This window comes from Streptomyces sp. NPDC002499 (genome assembly GCF_053595415.1).
The window spans coordinates 220,714-243,531 of record NZ_JBSFXO010000016.1 but is presented as its reverse complement, the minus strand read 5'-3'; the positions used below and the strand labels follow the sequence as shown (position 1 = coordinate 243,531).

Here is a 22,818-nt window from a genome sequence, read left to right as displayed (position 1 = left end):
CCCCTACGCCCCGAGCATCCCGGTCCACAGGTCGGGGAAGTCCGGCAGGGTCTTCGCCGTCGTCGCCACGTTCTCGATCTGCACGCCCTCGACCGCGAGGCCGATGATCGCGCCGGCCGTCGCCATGCGGTGGTCCTCGTAGGTGTGGAAGATCCCGCCGTGCAGCCGGCGCGGGCGGATGTGCAGGCCGTCGGCGGTCTCGCTGACGTCACCGCCGAGTTCGTTGATCTCCTTGGTGAGCGCGGCCAGCCGGTCCGTCTCGTGCAGGCGCAGATGCGAGACACCGCGCAGGGTCGAGGGGGAGTCCGCGAGGGCGGCGACCGCCGCGATGCCCGGGGTCAGCTCGCCGACCTCGCTCAGGTCCACGTCGATGCCGTGGATCGCGCCGGATCCGGTGAACTCGAGCCCGTACTCGGTGAGTTCGCAGGAACCGCCCATCTCGGTGAAGATCTCGCGCAGCTTGTCGCCCGGCTGGGTGGTGCGGGCCGGCCAGTCCGGGACGACCACCTTGCCGCCGGTCACCAGGGCCGCCGCCAGGAACGGCTGCGCGTTCGACAGGTCCGGCTCCACCGTCAGGTCCCGGCCGAGGAGCGCGCCCGGCGTCACCCGCCACACGTTCGGCTCGCCGCCCGACTCCGGGGTGTCCACCTGGGCGCCGACCGCACGCAGCATGTCGACCGTCATCCGGATGTGCGGCAGCGAGGGCAGCGACGAACCGATGTGCCGCACCTCGACGCCCTGGTTGAAGCGCGGCCCGGACAGCAGCAGCGCCGACACGAACTGCGAGGAGGAGGAGGCATCGATCTCGACCGGCCCGCCGTCCAGCGCCCCGCCCCCGTGCACCGTCAGCGGCAGCGTGCCGCGCCCGTCGTCGTCGATCCGCGCACCGAGCACGCGCAGCGCGTCGATCACGCCGTGCAGCGGACGCTCGTACGACCTCGGGTCGCCGTCGAAGCGGACCGGACCGTCGGCAAGGGCGGCGACCGGGGGCAGGAAGCGCATGACCGTGCCCGCGTTGCCCACATCCACCGTCGCCGGGCCGTGCAGGCCGGTCGGGAGCACCCGCCAGGTCTCGCCCGTGCCGTCCGGGCCGACCCCCTCCTCGATGTCCACACCCATCGCCCGCAGGGCGGCCGCCATCAGCAGCGTGTCCCGCGAACGCAGCGGGCGGCGCAGCCAGCCGGGCTCCGAGGCCAGCGCGGCGAGGACCAGGGCCCGGTTGGTGACCGACTTGGACCCCGGCACGTGGACCGTCGCGCGGACGGCTCCGCTCGCGTGCGGGGCGGGCCAGAGTGAGGTGTGTGCGGGGTTTACGGTCATGCGCTCCACCTTAGTGGCTGTCGGTGACCGGAGATCTTGATCAAATGCGGCGAAACCACGGCGAAACAACGGCATGGGAAGTGCCGTGCATATATGCGCTCACCCGGTCCTGTCCGGCCGGCCGGGGCCGCCGCCGCTCAGACGTCGAGCAGCCAGCGCCCGCCGCCGATGAGCGCGCACAGTGACACCGCGTGGAACAGGAAGAACCACAGCCCCGCCGGTACGTGGGTCAGCCGCGAGAGCTGGTCCGCGTCCGAGTCGCCCGCGCCGCCGCGGCTCCGCTTGGCCTGCAGCTCGAACGCCGGGCGCACCCCGCCCACCAGCAGGAACCACACCACCGCGTACGCGAACGCCGCCTGCACCTGCGGCCCCGCGAGCCACGACACCACCAGGAACGTGCCGCCCGTGAGGACCACCGTCAGCGCGCCGTACGCGTTGCGGATCATCACCAGCATCGCCACCAGCAGCGCCGTCGCCAGCCACAGCAGCAGCGTGATGTGCCCGGCGGCCAGCAGCGCGGCGCCGCCGAGGCCGAGCAGCGGGGGAGCGGTGTAGCCGGCCGCCGCCGTGAGGATCATGCCGAGGCCGTGCGGCTTGCCGCGGCTGACGGTCAGGCCGCTGGTGTCCGAGTGCAGTCGTATGCCGTTGAGCTGCCGGCCGGTCAGCAGCGCGACCAGTCCGTGGCCGCCCTCGTGGGCGATCGTGATGGCGTTGCGCGACAGCCGCCACAGGCCGTGCGGGACGATCACCGCGAGCGCGGCGACCAGGGTCGCGATCACCACCCACAGATCAGGATCGGGCTGGGTGCCGAAGACCCGGTCCCAGAGGTCGGGCAGCGAGGTGGCGGCGAGGCTGTCCATGTTCGGCGGTGGCTCCCTCTGGTGACGCGGAATCTGGCAGTGTTGCACGTATGTGCGGACGGTATGCAGCGAGTCGTGGACCCGAGGATCTCGCAGGAATCTTTGAGATCGAGAAGTGGGAGCCCGAGGAGACGCTGCCTCCCGACTACAACGTGGCCCCGACCAAGGAGGTCTACGCAGTCCTGGACCGTCCTCTTAAGGACGTGCCCGATCCGCGACCGGTTCGCCAGCTGCGCAAGCTGAAGTGGGGCCTGGTCCCGTCCTGGTCGAAGACGCCCGAGGGCGCCGCCCGGATGATCAACGCCCGCGCCGAGACGGTCCACGAGAAGCCGTCGTACAAGCGGGCCTTCGCCACCCGCCGCTGCATCATCCCGGCCGACGGCTACTTCGAGTGGGTCACCGGCACGCAGGAGCGGGATCTCGAGGTCGAGGGGAAGAAGAAGCGGCCGCGCAAGCAGCCCTACTTCGTGCTGCCCGCCGACGGCTCGGTCTTCGCGATGGCCGGCCTGTACGAGTTCTGGCGGGACCGGACCCTGCCCGACGACCACCCGCTGGCATGGTGGGCGACCTGCTCGGTGATCACCACCGAGGCGGAGACCACCCCGCTCGCCGTCGCCCCCGAGGAGGGCCCGCGCGCCCTCGCCGACATCCACCCCCGGATGCCGCTCATGCTCACCCCCGACCGCTGGGACACCTGGCTCGACCCGTCCCGCTCGGACGTCGAGGACCTCCGCTCCCTGCTCGTGCCCCCGCCCACCGGCCTGATGCGCGCCTACCCGGTCTCCACGGCGGTCAGCAACGTCCGCAACAACGGCCCGGAGCTGCTGAAGGAGCTGGAGGGGCCCGAAGAGGGCACACTCTTCTGATGTGACGACGAAGATCATCAAGACCGGGATCGCGACGGAGATCGTGACCGAGATCGTGACCACGGACGCGGGGGACGCCCGTGTCACCTGGCACCCGGCGAAGAAGCCCCGGCTGGTGCTGGCCGTGAGCCACGGCGCGGGCGGCGGCATCGAGGCGCGGGACCTCCAGGCCCTGGCCGCCGTCCTGCCCGGGCACGGAGTGAGCGTCGCGCTCGTCGAGCAGCCCTGGCGGGTGGCCGGCAAGAAGGTCGCGCCGGCGCCCAAGACCCTCGACGTCGGCTGGCGGGGCCTGTGGCCCGCGCTGAGCGCGCCCGGGCTCCCGGTGGTCTCCGGCGGACGCAGTGCCGGCGCCCGGGTCGCCTGCCGTACGGCGACCGAGCTCGGCGCGCATGCCGTCCTCGCCCTCAGCTTCCCGCTGCATCCGCCGGGCCGCCCGGAGAAGTCCCGCGCCGGGGAACTGCTCGGATCCGGGGTGCCCACCCTCGTCGTACAGGGCGGCAACGACCCCTTCGGCCGGCCCGAGGAATTTCCCGACGGGGAGTTCGAGCTGGTCGAGGTGCCCTTCGGGGATCACGGGTTCGCGGTGCCCAAACGGGCGGACATCGGCCAGGACGAGGCGCTGGGGATCATCACGGACGGTGTCGTCCGGTGGATCACGTCACTCGGGTAAAGAGCGGGAATGTGCGGCGGCGGCCCACTGTTGAGCGGGACAGAAGTGCTGAACAAGCAGCACTTGAAGCAGTGGGAGAGGAAGTCCGCCGTATGGGTTCGACCATCTGCCCGAGCCGTGACAGCCGCACTGACCTGGACTGGACGGTGCTGACTGCGGCCAAGACCACCCCGATTCGAGGGGCGGCGGGGACGGGTCGTCGTCTATCCTCCGAAGCTGGTGGGGCCGGTCTCGGTGCCACCCGCAATCTTGAGGAGGTGGGTCCGGTCACTGGGATCGACGCAGGGACCGACAACGGCCAGGCGGAGCTGCCCGAGGGCCAGGGCGTCAGCGCGGAGTCGACCACGGAGCGCCGTGCGCGCTTCGAGCGGGACGCGCTCGAATTCCTCGACCAGATGTACTCGGCGGCGCTGCGCATGACGCGCAACCCGGCCGATGCGGAGGACCTGGTGCAGGAGACGTACGCGAAGGCGTACGCGTCCTTCCACCAGTTCCGCGAAGGCACCAACCTCAAGGCGTGGCTGTACCGGATCCTCACGAACACGTTCATCAACTCGTACCGCAAGAAGCAGCGCGAACCCCAGCGCTCCGCGGCCGAGGAGATCGAGGACTGGCAGCTCGCCCGGGCCGAGTCGCACATGTCGACGGGTCTGCGCTCCGCGGAGTCGCAGGCGCTCGACCATCTGCCGGACTCGGACGTGAAGGAAGCGCTCCAGGCGATCCCCGAGGAGTTCCGCATCGCCGTCTATCTGGCCGATGTAGAGGGCTTTGCGTACAAGGAGATCGCGGACATCATGGGGACACCCATCGGAACGGTGATGTCCCGGCTGCACCGGGGCCGCCGTCAACTTCGCGGCATGCTGGAGGACTACGCCCGTGAGCGCGGGCTCGTCCCGGCCGGTGCCGGAGAGTCGAACGAAGCGAAAGGCTCGGGCTCATGAGCTGCGGAGAGCCGCACGAAACGGACTGCAGTGAGGTCCTCGACCATCTCTACGAGTTCCTCGACAGCGAGATGCCGGACGTCGACCGCGCCAAGTTCAAGCAGCACTTCACCGAGTGCTCGCCGTGTCTGGAGAAGTACGGTCTCGAAGAGGCCGTGAAGAAGCTGGTCAAGCGGTGCTGCGGTCACGACGACGTACCCACCGACCTGCGCGCCAAGGTCCTGGGGCGGCTCGATCTGATCCGCTCCGGGCAGGCGGTGCCGGACCACGACGTCGCCGCGGCCCCGCAGGAGTCGTAGCCTCCCGCAGGAGTCGCAGCCTCCCCGGACCCCGGGTTGAACGGGCTGTCGTCACTCGAACGTGCTAATCGGCGGGTCATCGGCCCGCGGACTCCCCCTGTGCCGCCCTAGGCTCCTGAAGTCTGGGCAGGCTCGGCCGGGGAGGGGCGTGATGGAGGCGGTTCCGGCACGGGCTCGTGCGTACGTCGCCTGTGCGGTCCTCGGTGCCCTGTCCTGTCTGCTGCCGCTCCCCACGGTGGAGACGCCGTGGTGGGCCGTCGGGTTGCTCGCCCTTGTGTACGCCGGGTGCGAGCAGGCCGCGGCACGGTGGCGGTTCGCCGGCACCTTCTACCCCGTCCTGCTCGCCGGCGCGTTCCTGCTGCCGCCGCCCGCCGCGGCCCTGGTCCCGCTGCCCGGGGCGCTGCTCTCCCGCGTCGACCAGCGCCAGCCCTGGCTGCGCCGCCTGTGGCGCGCCGCCCAACTGGCCCTCGCCGTATGGGCGGCGGCCCGCGTGCACTGGGCGCTGGGCGGCCGGGACGCGGTCGTCGGCTCCGACTTCCCGTACGCGCTGGTCCCCGCCGGGGCCGCGGTCCTCGCCTTCTGTCTGGCGCTGACCGTGCTCGACGGCGGGATCCGCGCGTTCGCCGAGCGGGTGCCCGTACGGCGGGCCTGGCGGGGGCTGTTCCTGCGTTCCCTCGCGCCGATCGCCGTGCACGGGCTGGCCGGGCTGATGATGGCCGTGCTGTGGCGCAGCCGGTACGGGCCCGTCGCCGCGCTGCTCGTGCTGCTGCCGATGTGCGTGTCCTGGTGGGTCTTCGCGCAGTACCACCGCGAGCGCGCCGCCCACCAGGCCACCATCCGGGCGCTGGTGCAGGCCGTCGACATCAAGGACGGCTACACCCGCGGACACAGCGAGCGGGTCGGCCAGGCCTCGATGATGATCGCGCGCGAACTGGGCATGGACGACGCCCGAGTTGAAGTACTCCGCTTCGCCGGCATCCTGCACGACGTCGGCAAACTCGGCGTCCCCACAAGGCTGTTGCGCAAGGACGGCCCGCTCACCCCCGAGGAGCGGCGGGTGATCGAGCTGCACCCCGAGTACGGACACGAGATGGTGCGCGGCATCGGCTTCCTCGGCGAGGCCCGGGCCGCGGTGCTCCACCATCACGAACGGCTCGACGGCAGCGGCTATCCCTACGGGCTGATGGGTGGTCAGATCCCCGAGCCCGCAAGGGTGGTGGCCGTCGCCGACGCCTTCGACGCGATGACGTCCACCCGCTCCTACCGCAGGGCCCGCCCGGTCGCCGCCGCGCTGGAGGAGCTCCAGCGGTGCGCGGGCGCCCAGTTCGACCCCCGGATGGTCACTGCGCTGACGCGTGCCCTGGCCAGGGACGGCTGGCACCCGGCGGTCACGGCCGACGAGGAACGGGACGCGTACGTCGTCCCGGGCTCGCCGGTCTCCGGTCGGTCGGGGGTGGGGTGATGCCGGCAAGGGGCATGCCGATGAGCGCTCCTCCCTCGCTGAAGCAGCTCATCCACGCCGCCGCCGCGCTCCTGGCCGCCGGTTCCCTCGGCGTCACCCTCTGGACCGGCCTCGACGAGCGGCCGGCCGCCCTCGCCTTCGGGGTGCTCATCACCGTCGGCGAGCTGACCCGGTGGACCGGTGCGCGGGTGCGGGAGGCCGCGCCCCTCGGAGCCGCCGGGGCACTGTCGTACGCGCTGCTCGGCGCGGACGCCGGACGGCCCACCGAGCACGGGGTCGCGCAGATCGTCACCGTCGTGTGCGCCGCCTCGCTGCTGGGCAGCGTGCCGCACATCGCCCGCGGACAGGGACCGGTCCTCGACCATCTGGCCCGCCGGGTGCTGACCGTCGCGTTCGCCGCCGTCTGCTTCCAACCCCTCTACAACCGGGGCGTGTTCGGCGAATGGGTCGGCCCCGCCTACGCCCTCCTCCTGCTCGCCCTGCTCTCCCTCACCGCCCTGTGCGACTGCGTGCTGGCCGCCGCGCTGGCCCGCTCCCGCACCGGCTGGCCCTTCGGCCCGCTGCTCCGCGACGAACTGCGGGCCCTGCTCGGCATCGGCTCCGCCGTGTGCGCCACGGGCGCGGTGATGGCGCTCGCGGTGGCCGTCGTAGGACTGTGGGCGCTCCCGGTGTTCTCGCTGCCCCTGCTGCTCACCCAGCTCTCCTTCAAGCGGTACGCGGCCGTGCGCACCACCTACCGGCAGACCATCGCCTCCCTGGCCCGCGCCACCGAGATAGCCGGATACACCCCCGCGGGGCACGCCCGGCGGGTGGCCGAACTCAGCCGGGCCGTCGGCCGCGACCTGGGGCTGACCAGGCCCGAGCTCACCGTCCTGGAGTACGCGGCCCTCATGCACGACATCGGCCAGCTCAGCCTCGTCGACCCGGTGCCGGCCGGCGCCACCGCCGTCTTGCCCGCCGCCGAACAGCTCCGGATCGCGCTGCTGGGCGGGGCCGTCGTTCGCCAGACCGGGGTGGACGCGGCGGTCGCCGTGGTCGTGGAGCGGCAGGCCGACCCCTATCGGGAGCAACCGGTCGCCGCCAGGATCGTGCGGGCCGTCAACGCGTACGAGGAGAAGGTGCAGGGCGCCGGTCCCGGCGGGCCCCTCACCGCCCTGGAGGAGCTGCGTCTGGCCACCGCCGGGGACTACGCGCCCGAGGTCGTGGAGTCGCTGGCCCGCGTCCTGGCACGGGACTGTCTGACCCTGCCCATGGCGGGGTAACCCATGGGTAATGAGCGGCCTCCCAGACCTACGTGGTTGGATGCGAAAGAGAATGAGAAGGTGTCCGGGGGCAGCACTGGCCAGCCCACAGAACGGAACTGGCAGGCGGGAATCGTGAGGATCTTCGGCAAGGGACGGCACCGGCCCTCCGCCTCCTGGCGGCAGGCCACCGATCGCGCCTTCACGCTGATCGGCGACGGCCGCTACGAGGACGCGGGCGCGCTGCTGACACGTGCCGCCGATCTGGAACCCTGGCTGTCCGAGTCCTGGTTCAACCTCGCCCTGCTGCACAAGTTCCGGCACGACTGGGAGCAGGCCCGGGCCGCGGGCCTGCGGGCCGTCGCCCTCCTCGACCGCGAGACGGGTGCACCTGACTGGTGGAACGTCGGCATCGCGGCCACCGCCCTCCAGGACTGGCCGCTCGCCCGACGGGCCTGGCAGGCGTACGGGCTGCGGGTACCGGGCGGTGCGACGAACTCCGGCGAACCGGTCGGGATGGACCTGGGCAGCGCGGCCGTACGACTGTCCCCCGAAGGGGAGGCCGAGGTCGTCTGGGGCCGGCGGCTCGACCCCGCCCGGATCGAGGTCCTGTCGATTCCGCTGCCGTCCTCCGGGCGGCGCTGGGGCGAGGTCGTCCTGCACGACGGGGTGCCGCACGGCGAGCGGACCACGACCGCCGGGCACGCCTACCCGGTCTTCGACGAGATCGAGCTGTGGGCGCCGTCGCCCGTGCCGACGTGGGTGGTCCTCCTCGAGGCCGCGAGCGAGGCGGACCGGGACGCGCTGGAGCAGTTGGCGGCGGACGCGGGATTCGCCGCGGAGGACTGGTCGTCGTCGGTGCGGTTGCTCTGTCGGACGTGTTCCGAGTCGCGGATGCCGTCCGACGAGGGTGACGGGGAGCATCTCGATCCGCACGATCACAGTGAGCCGGGGCATCCCGGGCCGCTGGGGCATCGGACGGACGGGCAGATGTGGGTGCCGGAGCGGGAGTGCGGGGTGGCTGCGCCGGCTTCGCTGGTACGGGGGTTGCTGGACGGGTGGGTTGCCGATAGTCCTGACTCTCGGGACTGGCGTGACCTGGAAGAGGTTTGTTAGGGAGCGTTGTCGACCGCGGGTCCGTTGTGGCTGGTCGCGCAGTTCCCCGCGCCCCTTGCGGGGCGCTCGCACGTACCCTGTATCAGCATCTTGAACCCCGTTTTACTGAGGAAGGCATACGTCGGCATGGCGCAGCAGGACACCGATCAGCAGCACGTGGGCGTGCTTCCCGTGGACGACGAGGGCTTCGTCATCGACGTCGAGGAGGCGGAGGAGCGGGAGAACGCCTGGCGGGAGCGGGGTGTCTCGCGGCCGATCACCGTCGTCGGGAATCCTGTGCTGCACAAGGAGTGCAGGGACGTCACCGAGTTCGGCGACGAGCTGGCGCAGCTGGTCGCGGACATGTTCGCCTCGCAGCGCACCGCCGAGGGCGTGGGCCTGGCCGCCAACCAGATCGGCGTCGACCTGAAGGTCTTCGTCTACGACTGCCAGGACGACGAGGGCAAGCGGCACGTGGGCGTGGTCTGCAACCCCAAGCTGGTCGATCTGCCCGCAGAGAAGCGGCACCTGGACGAGAGCAACGAGGGCTGTCTGTCGGTGCCCACCGCGTACGCGCCGCTGGCCCGCCCCGACTACGCCGAGGTGACCGGGCAGGACGAGCAGGGCAACCCGATCAAGGTCCGCGGCACCGGCTACTTCGCGCGGTGTTTGCAGCACGAGACCGATCACCTCTACGGCTACCTCTACATCGACCGGCTCTCCAAGCGTGAACGCAAGGACGCGCTGCGGCAGATGGCCGAGAACGAGCCGCGCTACCCGGTCGTCGCGAACGACTGACACCCCACAGGACCCGTCCGTACGGCGTCTGTTCAGGCATCCCTGCCGGAACAGGCGCCGTTCGTGTGTGCGTCGCACGTTCGATCGCGTATGCGCATCTAGTGATCCAGATTCGGTCACGCAAGGGGGTGTTCTAGGCATCGTGGGGTAGTGAAGGGAGCAAATCCGTTCCCAGAACGGTCAGTTGTGGTGCTGAATAGTAAGTGCGGGGATGCGCAACGGCGTGCGCCCGGCACGGCGGGAGGGGCGTACGCCGACTTGGCGGCTGAGAGGGGTTTGTTCGTGCCTGCTTTCCCACACAGCACCACATCGACAGCGATCGCGGTTCCACCGTCACTTGCTCTTCCGGTGATCGAGGCGGCGTTTCCCCGGGAACTGCATCCGTATTGGCCTCGACTCCAGGAGAAGACCAGGACCTGGCTGCTGGAAAAGCGCCTGATGCCGGCGGACAAGGTCGAGGAATATGCCGACGGTCTGTGCTATACGGACTTGATGGCCGGGTACTACCTGGGTGCCCCCGACGAGGTACTCCAGGCGATAGCGGACTACAGCGCGTGGTTCTTCGTCTGGGACGACCGACATGACCGAGACATCGTCCACCGGCGACCCGCCGAGTGGCGGCGGTTGAGGTTCCGCTTGCACGCGGCGCTGGATGCTCCCGAGAAGCATCTGCACCACAAGGACTCCCTGGTCGCGGGGCTCGCGGACAGCGTGGCGCGGCTGTACTCGTTCCTTCCCGGAACGTGGAACGCCCGTTTCGCGCGTCACTTCCACGAAGTGATCGAGGCGTACGACCGGGAGTTCCACAACCGTATCGAAGGGATCATCCCGACGGTCGAGGAATACCTCGCACTGCGCCGGCTCACCTTCGCACACTGGATCTGGACCGACCTCCTGGAACCGAGCGCGGGCGTGGAACTCCCGGACTCGGTAAGGAAACACCCGGCATTCCGGCGGCCCGCGCTGCTCAGCCAGGAATTCGCCGCGTGGTACAACGACCTCTGCTCGCTTCCCAAGGAAATCGCGGGCGCCGAGGTCCACAATCTCGGAATCAGTCTCGTCACCCACGAGGGACTGACACTCGAAGAAGCGGTCGCCGAAGTGAGGCGACGCGTCGAGGAATGCATATCCGAATTCGTCGTCGCGGAACGCGAAGCATTACGGTTCGCCGACGAACTCGACGACGGCACGGTGCACGGAAAAGAACTCGGCACCGCCGTCAGGGCCTGCGTCGCCAATATGCGGAACTGGTTCAGTTCCGTCTACTGGTTCCACCACGAGTCCGGCCGTTACATGGTCGACAGCTGGGACGACCGGTCCACACCCCCGTACGTCACCAACGAAGCGGCAGGTGAGAAATGACCGTCGAGTCTGTGAAGCCCGCGGCCGTCCAGGCCCCGGAGCTGCGCGAACCGCCCCTCGCGGGCGGCGCTGTCCCGGTCCTCGGCCACGGCCTGAAACTGGTCCGCGACCCGCTGGCCTTCATGTCCCGGCTGCGCGAGCACGGCGACGTCGTCCGGCTGAGGCTCGGCCCCAAGACGGTGTACGCGGTCACCACCCCCGCCCTCACCGGAGCCATGGCGCTCAGCACCGACTACAAGATCGACGGCCCGCTCTGGGAGTCCCTGGAGGGCCTGCTCGGCAAGGAGGGGGTCGCGACCGCCAACGGCCCGCGCCACCGGCGCCAGCGCCGCACCATCCAGCCCGCCTTCCGGCTGGACGCCATCCCCGCCTACGGCCCGATCATGGAGGAGGAGGCGCACGCGCTCACCCGGCGCTGGCGGCCCGGCGAGACCGTCGACTGCACCTCCGAGTCCTTCCGGGTCGCCGTGCGCATCGCGGCCCGCTGCCTGCTGCGCGGCGACTTCATGGACGAACGGGCGGAGCGGCTGTGCGTCGCGCTCGCCACCGTCTTCCGCGGCATGTACCGCCGGATGGTCGTCCCGCTCGGGCCGCTGTACCGGCTGCCCCTGCCGGCCAACCGGGAATTCAACCGGGCGCTGGCCGATTTGCACCTGCTCGTCGACGAGATCGTCGCCGAACGTCGGGCATCTGGTCAAAAGCCGGACGATTTGCTGACGGCATTGCTGGCGGCGAAGGACGACAATGGCGACCCCATCGGGGAACAGGAGATCCACGACCAGGTCGTCGCGATACTCACCCCCGGCAGCGAAACCGTCGCCTCCACGATCATGTGGCTGCTCCAGGTCCTCGCGGAACACCCGGAACACGCGGACCGAGTGCGCGACGAAGTCGAATCCGTCACCGGCGGCCGGCCGGTCGCATTCGCCGACGTCCGCAAGCTCACGCACACCAACAATGTCGTCGTCGAGGCCATGCGTTTGCGCCCCGCCGTATGGATATTGACGCGACGGGCGGTCGTGGACACCGAGCTCGGTGGCTATCGCATTCCGGCCGGGGCCGACATCGTGTACAGCCCGTACGCGATCCAGCGCGACGCGAAGTCGTACGCCGACAACCTGGAGTTCGACCCCGACCGCTGGCTGCCGGAGCGGGCGGGGGACGTGCCCAAATACGCCATGAGCCCGTTCAGCGTCGGCAACCGCAAGTGCCCCAGCGACCACTTCTCGATGGCCCAGCTCAGCCTGATCACGGCGGCGGTGGCGAGCGCGTTCCGCTTCGAGCAGGTGGCCGGGTCCAACGACACCACCCGGGTGGGCATCACCCTGCGCCCGCACAGCCTGTTGCTGAAACCCGTACCGAGGTGAGGGGTGGGGGTCAGGCGGCCTCCTCGGAGCCCGAACCCCGGAAGGTGCGTCGGTAGGCGTTGGGGGTGGTCCCCAGCGCCCGGACGAAGTGATGGCGCAGCGCGGCCGCGGTGCCGAACCCCGTTCGGCCCGCGATCGCGTCCATCGTCTCGTCCGTCCCCTCCAGCAACCGCTGCGCCAGCAGCACCCGTTGACGCAGGATCCAGCGGTAGGGAGTCGTCCCGGTCTCCTGCTGGAAGCGGCGGGCGAAGGTGCGCGGCGACATGTGGGCGCGCTCGGCCAGCTGCTCCACGGTGACCTCCTCGTCCAGGTGCCGCTCCATCCACACCAGCACCTCGGCGACCGTGTCGACCTGGGAGCGGGGCAGCGGCCGCTCGATGTACTGCGCCTGACCGCCGTCCCGGTGCGGCGGGACCACCATCCGCCGGGCGATCTTGTTGGCGACCTCGGGGCCCTGCTCCTTGCGCACGATGTGCAGACAGGCGTCGATGCCGGCGGCGGTCCCCGCGGAGGTGATCACCGAGCCCTCGTCGACGTACAGGACGTCGGGCTCCACGCTCAGCCCCGGGTACGCCAGCGCCAGCTCGTCCGCGTGCCGCCAGTGCACCGTGCAGCGCCGGCCGTCCAGCAGCCCGGCCGCGGCCAGCACGAAGACGCCGGAGCAGACGCTGAGCACGCGCGCCCCGCGGTCCACCGCGCGGCGCAGCGCCTCCAGCAGCTCGGGCGGGAACTCCCGGCTCTCGTAGCAGGACCCGGCCGGTACGGCGATCAGGTCCGCCGACTCCAGACGCTCCAGGCCGTGCTCGATGTTCATGGTGAAGCCCGCGTGGGAGTTCAGCCGCGGGCCCTCGGCCGAGGCCACCGCGAAGTCGTACACCGGCAGTCCGTCGTCACTGCGGTCGGTGCCGAACACCTCGCAGACGACGCCCAACTCGAAGGGGTTCACACCGTCCAGGACGATGGCGGCCACGTTTTTCAGCATGTCTCCACTGTGCCTCGGCATTGGCAGGAAGTCGAGGGTCTACGGCAGTCCTGCCACTGACGGTAAGGAGTCAAACGCGCGAGAGTGGTGTCCATGGATACCGCACAGATAGAAGGACTGATCGGAATGCTTGCTGTACTCGCCCTCCTCGTCCTGCTGGTGCTCCCGTCCGCCATCGGCATCGCGCACGACCGCCGCATCGACCGGCAGATCCGCGAGGCCGAGCTGGCCCGCCAGGAGCACCCGGAGCCGGCCCGCCCCGCACGGCGGCACGGCTACCTCACCACCACGGCGACCCACCACTCCTGAATGCCCTTGCAGGAGATCCGGCCGGACCCGGCGCCGCACAGCGGACGCGTCGAGCTCAGCCGGATCTTTCCTGTGGAGACGGCCTTGTAGGCGCCGCTCGCGTCACCGGGTTGCAGCACGATGCCGCTGTTGGTGGCCTCCAGACCGGCGCCCTCGGTGGTCAACGGCTTCCACGGGCGCTCGGCGGTGCCGTCCAGTTCGACCCGGACGACCTGCCCGGTCGTGAGGCACACGGTACGACCGCTGTCGTCGGCGCCGAGCGAACCGGAGACGGTCGCGCACTGCGAGGGATCGGCGGTCGGAGGCTCGGTCGTCGGGGACCGGGTCGTCGGGGACTGACTGGCCGACGGACTGGCCGTCGTGGGACCGGCGGTCGTGGGACTGGCCGACGTGGACGGCGACACACTGCCCGCGGAACTTTCGTCGCCGCCGGAGTCGCTGCCGCAGCCGGCGAGCACGAGCGTCAGGGTGGTCAGGGCCGTCAGGGCGAGAGCGGGGGTCGTGCGGTGAATACGCATGGGGCCTCCTCTGCCATTGGACGTATGACCCGTACGCCTGGATCCACGCCGGAGCCCTCTTGTACGCACGCCGGAGCCCCGGCCGCGAAGGCGGCGACCGGGGCCCGGGGTCTCGTGGCGGTCGTGGAGGTCAGCTGGTCGTGACGGCGGTGTCGTCGACGACGAAGCTGGTCTGGAGCGAGGAGTCCTCGACACCGCTGAACTTCAGGGTGACGGTGGAGCCGGCGAACGAGGACAGGTCGAAGGACTTCTGGGCGTAGCCGGTCGCCTTGTTGAGGTTGGAGTAGGTGGCCAGGGTCGTCGACCCGGCGGTGACCGTCAGCTTGTCGTACGCGCTGCTGGTGGAGGTCTCCGCGGTGTCGACGTGCAGGTAGAAGGTGAAGGTGGCCTTGCAGCCGGTCGGCACGGTCACCGACTGGGAGAGCGTGTCGGTGTGCGTGGAGCCGTACCCGTCGAGCCACGCGAAGTAGGAACCGCCGTGCGCGCTCTCACCGCTGTCGTTGGTGATGACCCCGCTGGACGAGGTCCAAGTGGTGGCACCCGACTCGAAGCCGGCGTTGCCGAGCAGCTGGGCCGAGGTGCAGGTCCCGCCGCCGGAGCCGACGGTCCAGGTGAAGGACGTCGAGCCGGTCGCGCCGGTGGAGTCCTTCGCGGTCACGGTGACCTGGTACGTGCCCGCGGTGGACGCCGTACCCGAGATCAGGCCGGTCGAACTGCCGATGGACAGCCCGGTCGGCAGCCCCGAGGCGCTGTAGGTGAGCGTGGCGCCGGCGCTGTCGCTCGCGCTGATCTGGAGGCTGACCGAGCTGCCGGTCGTCGTCGACCGGCTGCCCGGGTTGGTGACGGTCACCGTGTTGCCGGTGGTGGTGCCCGAGGCGAAGGCGGTCGTGCCGTTCGGGGTGCCCCAGCCGGTCGGACCGTCGTAGCCGGTGGCCGCGGTGCAGAAGTAACTCGTGGAGCAGGAGCCGTTGTTGCCGCTGGTCACGTCGTACAGGTTGCCGGTGTGGCTGTACGGGTACTTCGCCGGGTAGTCACTCGAACCCGGGGTGCCGGCGAGCGCGTACACGCCCGCGATGATCGGCGCCGAGGCACTCGTACCGCCGTACACCGCCCAGCCGGAGCCGCCGTAAGTGTCGTACACGGCCACGCCGGTGGCCGGGTCGGCGACCGCGGAGACGTCCGCCTCCATGCGCTTGCTGCACCCGGTGTCGGTCTGCCAACTCGGCTTGGCGTCATAGGCGGAGCAGCCGGACCCCGTCCCCTCGCTGCTGCTGGTCTTCCACACGGACTCGGTCCAGCCGCGGGAGTTGGAGGACGTGGACAGCGCGGTGCCGCCGACTGCCGTCACGTACTGGGAGGTCGCCGGGTACTCGGCGCCGTACGCCTCGTCGCCCGAACTCACCGTGATCGCGACACCGGGGTGCTTGAAGTACGCGGTGTCCTCGCTGGTCTGGGAGGAGGCCTCGTCGCCGCCCCAGCTGTTGGACACGAACTTCGCGCCGAGCGCGACGGCCTCGTTCTCGGCGGTGCCGAGGTCGGAGTCGTTCGCCGAATTCGCTTCTACGAGCGTGATGTTGCAGTTGGGGCAGACCGCGCTGACCATGTCGATGTCCAGCGCCTCCTCACCCGCCCAACCGGTGTCGTTCGAGGGCAGCGAGGTGGTGGAGCCGGTCTGACTGACCTGCTTGAAGCAGCCGTTGGCCTTCGTGCACGCCGACAGGCCGTACTGCGAGCGGTAAGTGGCCAGGTCCGACTCGGCGTTGGGGTCGTTGTACGCGTCCACGACCGCGACGGTCAGACCGGAACCGCCGGTCGAGGGCAGGTTGTAGGCGCTGTGCAGATTGGCCGGGCTGAGCCCCGAGGGCGCGGCGGCGAGCGCGGCGGCCAGGCTCTGCTTGATGTCGGTACGCCGCTGCGCGAAGCAGGACGCGTGTCCCGGGGCGGCGGTGGCGCACAGGTGCGTGGTCGGCACCTTCTGGCCGGCCTTGCCGGTGGAGTGGAAGGTCTGGCGGGAGGGGGAGGTGAGGGCGGCCGTGTTCTGGGTGACGCGGGAGGTGTGGGGAGCGGCGGACGAGGTGGCCGGGGCGGTCTGCGCCCCGGCGGCCGGTGCCGCCATCAGGCCCGCGACGGTGAGGGCGAAGGCGGGAACGGACAGGGCCAGAAGTCTTCGCAGACTCCGGCGGCGCTTGCTCGGGCGTGACTCACGCATGGGGTACTGCCTCCAACGATGGGGTTTCGGCAGGCCCGTGACGCGCGTAGCGGCGGCAGAGTGCGCAGTCATGAGCATGACATCTCGAACACCCTGTGCTGCCGCTATGCATGGCATGAACAGGACGGCCAGAACGTAACCGGGGGTGAGGAGGCGGAACCAGATGCGCCGGGAGAACTTTGCCGCCGCATAGCAGGTCCATGGACGGCCCATGGAAGCTCCATGGGCCGTCCCAGGACTTGAGGTCAGAAGTCCTCGTCGAGGTCGACCGAGCCCTCCACGGCCACCTGGTACGCCGACGGGCGGCGCTCGAAGAAGTTCGTCAGCTCCTGCACACCCTGCAACTCCATGAAGGAGAAGGGGTTCTCGGAACCGTAGACCGGCGCGAAGCCCAGCCGCTGGAGCCGCTGGTCGGCGACGCACTCCAGGTACTGGCGCATCGACTCGGTGTTCATGCCCGGCAGTCCCTCACCGCACAGGTCGCGCCCGAACTGCAGCTCCGCCTCGACGGCTTCCTTCAGCATGTCGGTGACCTGCTGCTGGAGCTGGTCGTCGAAGAGGTCCGGCTCCTCCTTGCGGACGGTGTCGACGACGTCGAACGCGAAGGACATGTGCATGGTTTCGTCCCGGAACACCCAGTTCGTGCCGGTCGCCAGACCATGCAGCAGCCCCCGGCTCCGGAACCAGTACACGTAAGCGAAGGCCCCGTAGAAGAACAACCCCTCGATGCAAGCCGCGAAGCAGATCAGATTGAGGAGGAAGCGGCGGCGATCGGCCTTGGTCTCCAACCGGTCAAGCTTCTCGACCTCGTTGATCCACCTGAAGCAGAACTCGGCCTTCTCGCGGATGGAGGGGATGTTCTCCACCGCGTCGAAGGCAGCCGCCCTGTCCTCCGGGTCGGGGAGGTAGGTGTCCAGGAGGGTCAAGTAGAACTGGACGTGGACTGCCTCCTCGAAGAGCTGGCGGCTCAAGTAGAGCCGGGCCTCGGGGGAGTTGATGTGCTTGTAGAGGGTCAGTACGAGGTTGTTCGCCACGATCGAGTCGCCCGTCGCGAAGAACGCGACCAGCCGGCCGATCATGTGCTGCTCACCCGGCGTCAGCTTCGCGAGGTCGGTGACGTCCGAGTGGAGGTCGACCTCCTCGACGGTCCAGGTGTTCTTGATGGCGTCCCGGTAGCGCTCGTAGAAGTCGGGGTAGCGCATGGGGCGGAGGGTCAGCTCGAAGCCGGGGTCGAGCAGGTTCTTGGCTTCGGTCGTCATTATTGGCAGGCCTCGCAGGACTCGGGGTTTTCCAGGGAGCAGGCGACCGCGTCGGGGTCAACGGCCTGCTGGACGGGGACGGTTGCTTGGGCCTGGGCGGCGCGGGCGATCCGGGTCGCCGGCCGCGAGCGCAGGTAGTACGTCGTCTTCAGGCCCTGCTTCCACGCGTACGCGTACATCGACGAGAGCTTGCCGATGGTCGGGGTTTCCAGGAAGAGGTTGAGGGACTGGGACTGGTCCAGGTACGGGGTGCGGGCCGCGGCCATGTCGATCAGGCCGCGCTGCGGGATCTCCCAGGCCGTGCGGTACAGCGCGCGGACCTCCGCCGGGATCCAGGCGAAGCCCTGCACCGAGCCGTTGGCCTCGCGCAGCGCCTCGCGGGTGCGGGCATCCCAGACGCCGAGGCGCTTCAACTCGTCGACCAGGTAGGAGTTGACCTGGAGAAACTCGCCCGACAGCGTCTCGCGCTTGAACAGGTTGGAGACCTGCGGCTCGATGCACTCGTAGACGCCGGCGATCGAGGCGATGGTGGCGGTGGGGGCGATCGCGAGGAGGAGGCTGTTGCGCATACCTACCCTGGCGATACGTTCCCGCAGTGCCGCCCAGCGCTCCGGCCAGGTCAGTTCGACGTCGTAGTGGTCGGGGTGCAGGACGCCCCGGGCCGTGCGGGTCTTCTCCCAGGCGGGGAGGGGGCCGTTGCGTTCGGCCAGGTCCGTCGACGCCTCGTACGCGGCGAGCATGATGCGCTCGGCGATGCGGGTGGAGAGGGCCTTGGCCTCGGGGGAGTCGAAGGGCAGGCGGAGTTTGAAGAAGACGTCCTGGAGGCCCATGGCGCCGAGGCCGACGGGACGCCATTTCGCGTTGGAGCGGCCCGCCTGCTCGGTCGGGTAGAAGTTGATGTCGACGACCCGGTCGAGGAAGGTGACGGCCGTGCGGACGGTCTCGTCCAGCCGGTCCCAGTCGATGTCCCGGCCGACCACGAAGGCGCCGAGGTTGACCGAGCCGAGGTTGCAGACCGCGGTCTCGCCGTCGTCCGTGACCTCCAGGATCTCCGTGCAGAGGTTGGAGGAGTGGACCGTGTGGCCCGGCTCGGCGGTCTGGTTGGCGGTGCGGTTGGCGGCGTCCTTGAAGGTCAGCCAGCCGTTGCCGGTCTGCGCGAGGGTGCGCATCATGCGGCCGTAGAGGTCGCGGGCCGGGATGGTCTTGCGGGCGAGCCCGGCGGCCTCCGCCTTGCGGTACGCGGCGTCGAACTCCGCGCCCCACAGGTCGACGAGTTCGGGCACGTCGGCGGGGGAGAACAGCGACCAGACGCCGTCCTCGTTGACCCGGCGCATGAACTCGTCCGGGATCCAGTGCGCGAGGTTGAGGTTGTGCGTACGGCGGGCGTCCTCACCGGTGTTGTCCCGCAGCTCCAGGAACTCCTCGATGTCGGAGTGCCAGGTCTCCAGGTAGACCGCGGCCGCGCCCTTGCGCCGGCCGCCCTGGTTCACGGCGGCGACGGAGGCGTCGAGTGTCTTGAGGAACGGGACGATGCCGTTGGAGTGTCCGTTCGTGCCGCGGATCAGTGAACCCCGGGAGCGGATGCGGGAGTAGGCGATGCCGATGCCGCCGGCGTGCTTGGAGAGGCGGGCGACCTGGTGGTAGCGGTCGTAGATGGAGTCCAGCTCGTCCAGCGGGGAGTCGAGGAGGTAGCAGGACGACATCTGGGGGTGCCGGGTGCCGGAGTTGAAGAGCGTGGGGGAGGAGGGGAGGTAGTCGAGCCGGCTCATCAGGCGGTAGAGCGAGGCGACTTCGTCCAGGGCGCGCGTGCTGTCGTCCTCCGCGAGGCCGGCGGCGACGCGCAGCATGAAGTGCTGGGGGGTCTCGACGACCTTGCGGGTGATGGGGTGGCGCAGCAGGTAGCGGCTGTGCAGGGTGCGCAGGCCGAAGTAGCCGAAGCGGTCGTCGGCGGTGCGGTCGATCAGTTCGTCGAGGCGGGCCGCGTGGACGCGGACGAACTCGGCGGTGCGGTCGGCGATGAGGCCCTCGCGGTGGCCGACGGCGACCGACTCGGTGAACGACGTCACGCCCTGCGAGGCGGCCTCGGCGCGGATGGAGACGGTCAGCAGCCGGGCGGCCACCTGCGAGTAGGCGGGGTCCTCCGAGATGAGACCGGCGGCGGCCTCCGTGGCCAGCTCGCGCAGTTCGGCCTCGTCGGCCTGCGCGGACCGGCCGCGCAGCGCGGCGGCGGCGACCCGGCCGGGGTCGGCGTCGGGGAGGTCGGCGGTCAGCTCGGTCAGGATCCGCAGCAACGCGGTACCGGGGCCGTCGGTCTCCGGCGCGGTGACTGAAGCCGGGTCGGCTGGCGCGATGGTCACGTGGGGCTCTCCCTCGCTGGGCACGGGGGCCAGGCGGAGGGCAGGGGGCAGCCACGAGCGCACGACGGCGTCGCGTCCCCGGCCCATTCCACGAGGCCCGGACGTCATGGCACCCGACCGGCTTGGTCGGGCGCGCTGTCGGCAGGTCCTCGGACTGACGCCCATACGTGTGCGAACACGCATGAGTACACCGTTGCGGGACAGTTCCGGATTCGCACCGGATTCCCCTGCGACGACAGCGAGCATGAGCATACATCTTGTGCTGGGTTGTAGGAGCACCCCTAGATGTTGTGTCGCGCGCCGACTTCGGAGCGTGTCAGAACGTCAACTGATAGGTGAGCAGCACGAAGTCGCCGGCCTCCGGAATGGGGTTCCAGTCCCGTTCCGGGACGCGGACGAAGCCGAGGCGTTCGTAGATGCGGTGGGCGGCGCGCATGGTCGGCTGGGTGGACAGGACGATGCCGGTGCAGTCCTCGGCGGCTCGTGCGCGGTCGACGCAGGCGCGGACGAGTGCCTCGCCGGCGCCCCGGCCGCGGGCCGCCCGGTCGACGGCGAGCATGCGGATCTCGGCCTCGGTGGGGCCGGCCCGCTCGGCCATGTGCGTGCCGGCCGTGACGAAGGTGACCCCGCCGAGGATCCGGTCCCCGTCCGCGGCGACCAGTACGTCGGCGACGGCCGCCCGCTTGGCCACGTCTTTGAGCTCGCCGAGGTACCAGTCGCTCTCGCCGAAGGTCAGCAGGTCGTCCTGGAGGTAGGCCTGGGCGGTGATCTCGCCGAGGGTCTCGTATTCGGTGGGGTGCGCTGCCCGGATCACGATGTCCATGCAGGCGAGTGTGCCCGACGGGTACGACAACGGGCCGCCGGATTTTCTCCGGCGGCCCGATGACCCGTTGACCGGGAGCGTCTAGTGCGAGGTCCCCGCCGTGGCCGGCGGCAGTTCCACCTCCACGCCCGGGTCGCCCGCGTCCGCGGTGTAGTCGCCCGGCTGCGTCTCGTCCACGCCCTCCGGGGCCTTCAGTGCCTTCAGGACGAAGGTCAGGACCACCGTGACGACGACGTTCAGGACGAACGCCGTGAGGCCGATGTAGCCGATCTCGCCGATGCCGGGGATCTCCTTGGAGGAGCCGCCGAAGTGCTTCTGGGTCGGGGAGGCGACGCCGTACGCGGCGGCCGTGCCGTAGATCATGCCGACCGCCCAGCCGGCGAGCAGGGCCCAGCGGTGGAACCAGCGGGTGAACAGGCCGCCGACCAGGGCCGGGAAGGTCTGGAGGATCCAGATGCCGCCCAGGAGCTGGAAGTTGATGGCGACCGTCTTGTCCATCGTCAGGACGAAGACCAAGGCGCCGACCTTCACCAGCAGGGACACCAGCTTGGAGACCTTGGTCTCCTGGGCCGGGGTGGCGTCCGGCTTGATGAAGTCCTTGTAGATGTTGCGGGTGAAGAGGTTCGCGGCCGCGATGGACATGATGGCCGCGGGCACCAGTGCGCCGATGCCGATCGCCGCGAAGGCCACGCCCGCGAACCAGTCCGGGAACATGTCCTCGAACAGCTGCGGGATCGCCAACTGCCCGTTGCTGACCTTCACTCCGGCCGCGATGGCCATGAACCCGAGCAGCGCCAGCAGGCCGAGCATCAGTGAATACAGCGGCAGGATCGTGGTGTTGCGGCGGATCACCTCACGGCTCCTGGAGGAGAGCGTCGCGGTGATCGAGTGCGGGTACATGAAGAGCGCGAGCGCGGAGCCCAACGCCAGGGTGGCGTACGTCCATTGACCCGCCTCGGCCGGCGCGAGGGCGCCGCGCGGCTTGCCGGTCGCCGGGTTGGTCTGCGCGAACGCCTCGCCGGCCTTGGCGAAGATGTCGTCGAAACCGCCCAGCTTGATCGGGATGTAGATGATCGCCACCGCGATGACGATGTAGATCAGCGTGTCCTTCACGAACGCGATCAGCGCGGGCGCGCGCAGTCCCGAGGAGTAGGTGTACGCCGCGAGCACGCCGAAGGCGATCAGCAACGGGAGGTCCTTCACGAACCAGTTGGTGTCGTCACCCCCGCCGACGCCCATCACGTCCAGGACCGCCTGGATGCCGACGAGTTGGAGCGCGATGTACGGCATCGTCGCGAGGATGCCGGTGACGGCCACCGCGAGCGAGAGGCCCTTCGAGCCGAACCGGCCGCGCACGAAGTCGGACGTCGTCACATAGCCGTGCTTGTGCGAGACCGACCAGAGGCGGGGCAGGAAGGTGAAGATCAGCGGGTAGACGAGGATCGTGTACGGCACCGCGAAGAAGCCGGCCGCGCCGGCCGCGTAGATCGCCGCCGGGACCGCCACGAACGTATACGCCGTGTAGAGGTCGCCGCCGAGCAGGAACCAGGTGACCCAGGTGCCGAACGACCGTCCGCCCAGGCCCCATTCGTCGAGGCTGGCCTCGTTCTCGGCCCGGCGCCAGCGGGCCGCCAGGAAGCCGACGACCGTGACGGCCACGAAGAAGAAGATGAAGACGGCGAGCGCTACGCCGTTCACGCCGTCGTTCACTTGGCGGCACCCTTCGTGCGGGCGCGCTGGTCACGCTGCCACAGCTGGTACGCGGTCATGGTCAGCGCGGTGGAGATCAGCACCCACAGCATCTGGTACCAGTAGAAGAAGGGGATGCCGATGAACGTCGGGTCGGTCTTGGCGTAGGAGCCGACCCAGAGCATCGCCACGAACGGGGCGATCAGACAGAGGGCGATCACCACGCGGACCGGTGTCACCACCGGTGGTTTCACTTCGGGCACTTCTGACATTCCGCGGCTCCGTCCCCTCACTGGCCACCAGGGATCGCCTGTGATCACCTGGGTAACGCGCAGGCAATGTAGGTCACGGTGTCACGGATGCGGAAGACCTCGTCCGCATATCGGTATGT

Annotated in this window: 21 protein-coding genes and 1 riboswitch; of the genes, 11 read left to right on the top strand and 10 right to left on the bottom strand. The window is 69.9% G+C overall.

Translation table 11 applies throughout. From position 1 onward, the window contains the following. Nucleotides 1-3 precede the first annotated feature (3 nt). Together aroA and ACWD5F_RS39875 are read right to left on the bottom strand one after the other, a co-directional pair. Complete coding sequence (aroA, locus tag ACWD5F_RS39880) at nt 4-1,320, bottom strand: 3-phosphoshikimate 1-carboxyvinyltransferase (RefSeq protein WP_401713015.1); 1,317 nt, start codon at nt 1,318-1,320, stop codon at nt 4-6. A gap of 137 nt (nt 1,321-1,457) precedes the next feature. Next, a complete protein-coding gene (locus ACWD5F_RS39875) occupies nt 1,458-2,180 on the bottom strand; it encodes a M50 family metallopeptidase (RefSeq protein ID WP_451261120.1) in 723 nt (240 codons plus the stop codon). A 50-nt stretch (nt 2,181-2,230) separates the two neighbouring features. Between ACWD5F_RS39875 and ACWD5F_RS39870 the strand changes: the two genes are divergently transcribed. The 10 genes from ACWD5F_RS39870 to ACWD5F_RS39825 all read left to right on the top strand — a co-directional run bounded on the left by ACWD5F_RS39870 (nt 2,231) and on the right by ACWD5F_RS39825 (nt 12,281). Beyond that, nucleotides 2,231-3,046, top strand: a complete 816-nt coding sequence (locus ACWD5F_RS39870) for an SOS response-associated peptidase (protein ID WP_451261119.1) — start codon at nt 2,231-2,233, stop codon at nt 3,044-3,046. A gap of 40 nt (nt 3,047-3,086) precedes the next feature. Continuing rightward, nucleotides 3,087-3,716, top strand: coding sequence for an alpha/beta hydrolase family protein (locus tag ACWD5F_RS39865; protein ID WP_451261172.1), 630 nt, complete (start codon nt 3,087-3,089; stop codon nt 3,714-3,716). Between the two features lie 257 nt (nt 3,717-3,973). Beyond that, on the top strand, nt 3,974-4,657 hold the full coding sequence (gene sigR, locus ACWD5F_RS39860) for an RNA polymerase sigma factor SigR (protein WP_221297653.1): 684 nt from the start codon (nt 3,974-3,976) through the stop codon (nt 4,655-4,657). Then, entirely contained in the window at nt 4,654-4,956 is a 303-nt protein-coding gene (rsrA, locus tag ACWD5F_RS39855) for a mycothiol system anti-sigma-R factor (RefSeq protein ID WP_123997849.1), read from the top strand. The genes sigR and rsrA overlap by 4 nt, the downstream gene beginning before the upstream one ends. A gap of 151 nt (nt 4,957-5,107) precedes the next feature. Then, nucleotides 5,108-6,418, top strand: a complete 1,311-nt coding sequence (locus ACWD5F_RS39850) for an HD-GYP domain-containing protein (protein WP_451261118.1) — start codon at nt 5,108-5,110, stop codon at nt 6,416-6,418. Nucleotides 6,419-6,438: 20 nt separating this feature from the next. After that, nucleotides 6,439-7,680, top strand: coding sequence for an HD-GYP domain-containing protein (locus ACWD5F_RS39845; protein WP_451261117.1), 1,242 nt, complete (start codon nt 6,439-6,441; stop codon nt 7,678-7,680). Between the two features lie 114 nt (nt 7,681-7,794). Further along, nucleotides 7,795-8,775 carry a tetratricopeptide repeat protein gene (locus ACWD5F_RS39840; RefSeq protein WP_123997846.1) on the top strand — a complete coding sequence of 327 codons (981 nt, stop codon included), beginning with the start codon at nt 7,795-7,797 and terminating at the stop codon, nt 8,773-8,775. Between the two features lie 126 nt (nt 8,776-8,901). Continuing rightward, nucleotides 8,902-9,552, top strand: coding sequence for a peptide deformylase (gene def, locus ACWD5F_RS39835; RefSeq protein WP_451261116.1), 651 nt, complete (start codon nt 8,902-8,904; stop codon nt 9,550-9,552). Nucleotides 9,553-9,834: 282 nt separating this feature from the next. Further along, nucleotides 9,835-10,914 (top strand): epi-isozizaene synthase, encoded by a 1,080-nt coding sequence (gene cyc1 / locus ACWD5F_RS39830; protein WP_402351944.1) that lies wholly within the window; start codon nt 9,835-9,837, stop codon nt 10,912-10,914. Further along, nucleotides 10,911-12,281, top strand: a complete 1,371-nt coding sequence (locus ACWD5F_RS39825) for a bifunctional albaflavenone monooxygenase/terpene synthase (RefSeq protein ID WP_451261115.1) — start codon at nt 10,911-10,913, stop codon at nt 12,279-12,281. The genes cyc1 and ACWD5F_RS39825 overlap by 4 nt, the downstream gene beginning before the upstream one ends. Before the next feature lie 10 nt (nt 12,282-12,291). Here the strand turns inward: ACWD5F_RS39825 and ACWD5F_RS39820 are convergent, their stop codons facing one another. Continuing rightward, on the bottom strand, nt 12,292-13,263 hold the full coding sequence (locus tag ACWD5F_RS39820) for a helix-turn-helix domain-containing protein (RefSeq protein WP_451261114.1): 972 nt from the start codon (nt 13,261-13,263) through the stop codon (nt 12,292-12,294). Nucleotides 13,264-13,389: 126 nt separating this feature from the next. Here ACWD5F_RS39820 and ACWD5F_RS39815 point away from each other — a divergent pair, with 126 nt between their 5' ends. Beyond that, nucleotides 13,390-13,572: a hypothetical protein gene (locus ACWD5F_RS39815; RefSeq protein WP_401712986.1), complete on the top strand. Its 183-nt coding sequence runs from the start codon at nt 13,390-13,392 to the stop codon at nt 13,570-13,572. Here the strand turns inward: ACWD5F_RS39815 and ACWD5F_RS39810 are convergent. From ACWD5F_RS39810 to ACWD5F_RS39780, 7 genes are all read right to left on the bottom strand, one after another. Then, complete coding sequence (locus ACWD5F_RS39810) at nt 13,539-14,090, bottom strand: hypothetical protein (protein WP_451261113.1); 552 nt, start codon at nt 14,088-14,090, stop codon at nt 13,539-13,541. The genes ACWD5F_RS39815 and ACWD5F_RS39810 overlap by 34 nt on opposite strands. Nucleotides 14,091-14,220: 130 nt before the next feature. Continuing rightward, entirely contained in the window at nt 14,221-16,299 is a 2,079-nt protein-coding gene (locus tag ACWD5F_RS39805; RefSeq protein WP_451261112.1) for a putative Ig domain-containing protein, read from the bottom strand. A gap of 245 nt (nt 16,300-16,544) precedes the next feature. Next, nucleotides 16,545-17,558 carry a ribonucleotide-diphosphate reductase subunit beta gene (locus ACWD5F_RS39800; protein ID WP_451261111.1) on the bottom strand — a complete coding sequence of 338 codons (1,014 nt, stop codon included), beginning with the start codon at nt 17,556-17,558 and terminating at the stop codon, nt 16,545-16,547. Next, nucleotides 17,558-19,915, bottom strand: coding sequence for a ribonucleoside-diphosphate reductase subunit alpha (locus ACWD5F_RS39795; RefSeq protein WP_451261110.1), 2,358 nt, complete (start codon nt 19,913-19,915; stop codon nt 17,558-17,560). The genes ACWD5F_RS39800 and ACWD5F_RS39795 overlap by 1 nt, the downstream gene beginning before the upstream one ends. Before the next feature lie 123 nt (nt 19,916-20,038). Further along, nucleotides 20,039-20,167: riboswitch (cobalamin riboswitch) on the bottom strand. Nucleotides 20,168-20,231: 64 nt separating this feature from the next. Further along, entirely contained in the window at nt 20,232-20,738 is a 507-nt protein-coding gene (locus tag ACWD5F_RS39790) for a GNAT family N-acetyltransferase (RefSeq protein WP_451261109.1), read from the bottom strand. A gap of 81 nt (nt 20,739-20,819) precedes the next feature. After that, nucleotides 20,820-22,448 (bottom strand): monocarboxylate uptake permease MctP, encoded by a 1,629-nt coding sequence (mctP, locus tag ACWD5F_RS39785; RefSeq protein WP_451261108.1) that lies wholly within the window; start codon nt 22,446-22,448, stop codon nt 20,820-20,822. Next, the gene (locus tag ACWD5F_RS39780) at nt 22,445-22,699 is read right to left on the bottom strand and encodes a DUF3311 domain-containing protein (protein ID WP_401712961.1); all 255 of its coding nucleotides are present in this window, start codon (nt 22,697-22,699) and stop codon (nt 22,445-22,447) included. Before ACWD5F_RS39780 ends, mctP begins: the two co-directional genes overlap by 4 nt. Nucleotides 22,700-22,818 lie beyond the last annotated feature (119 nt).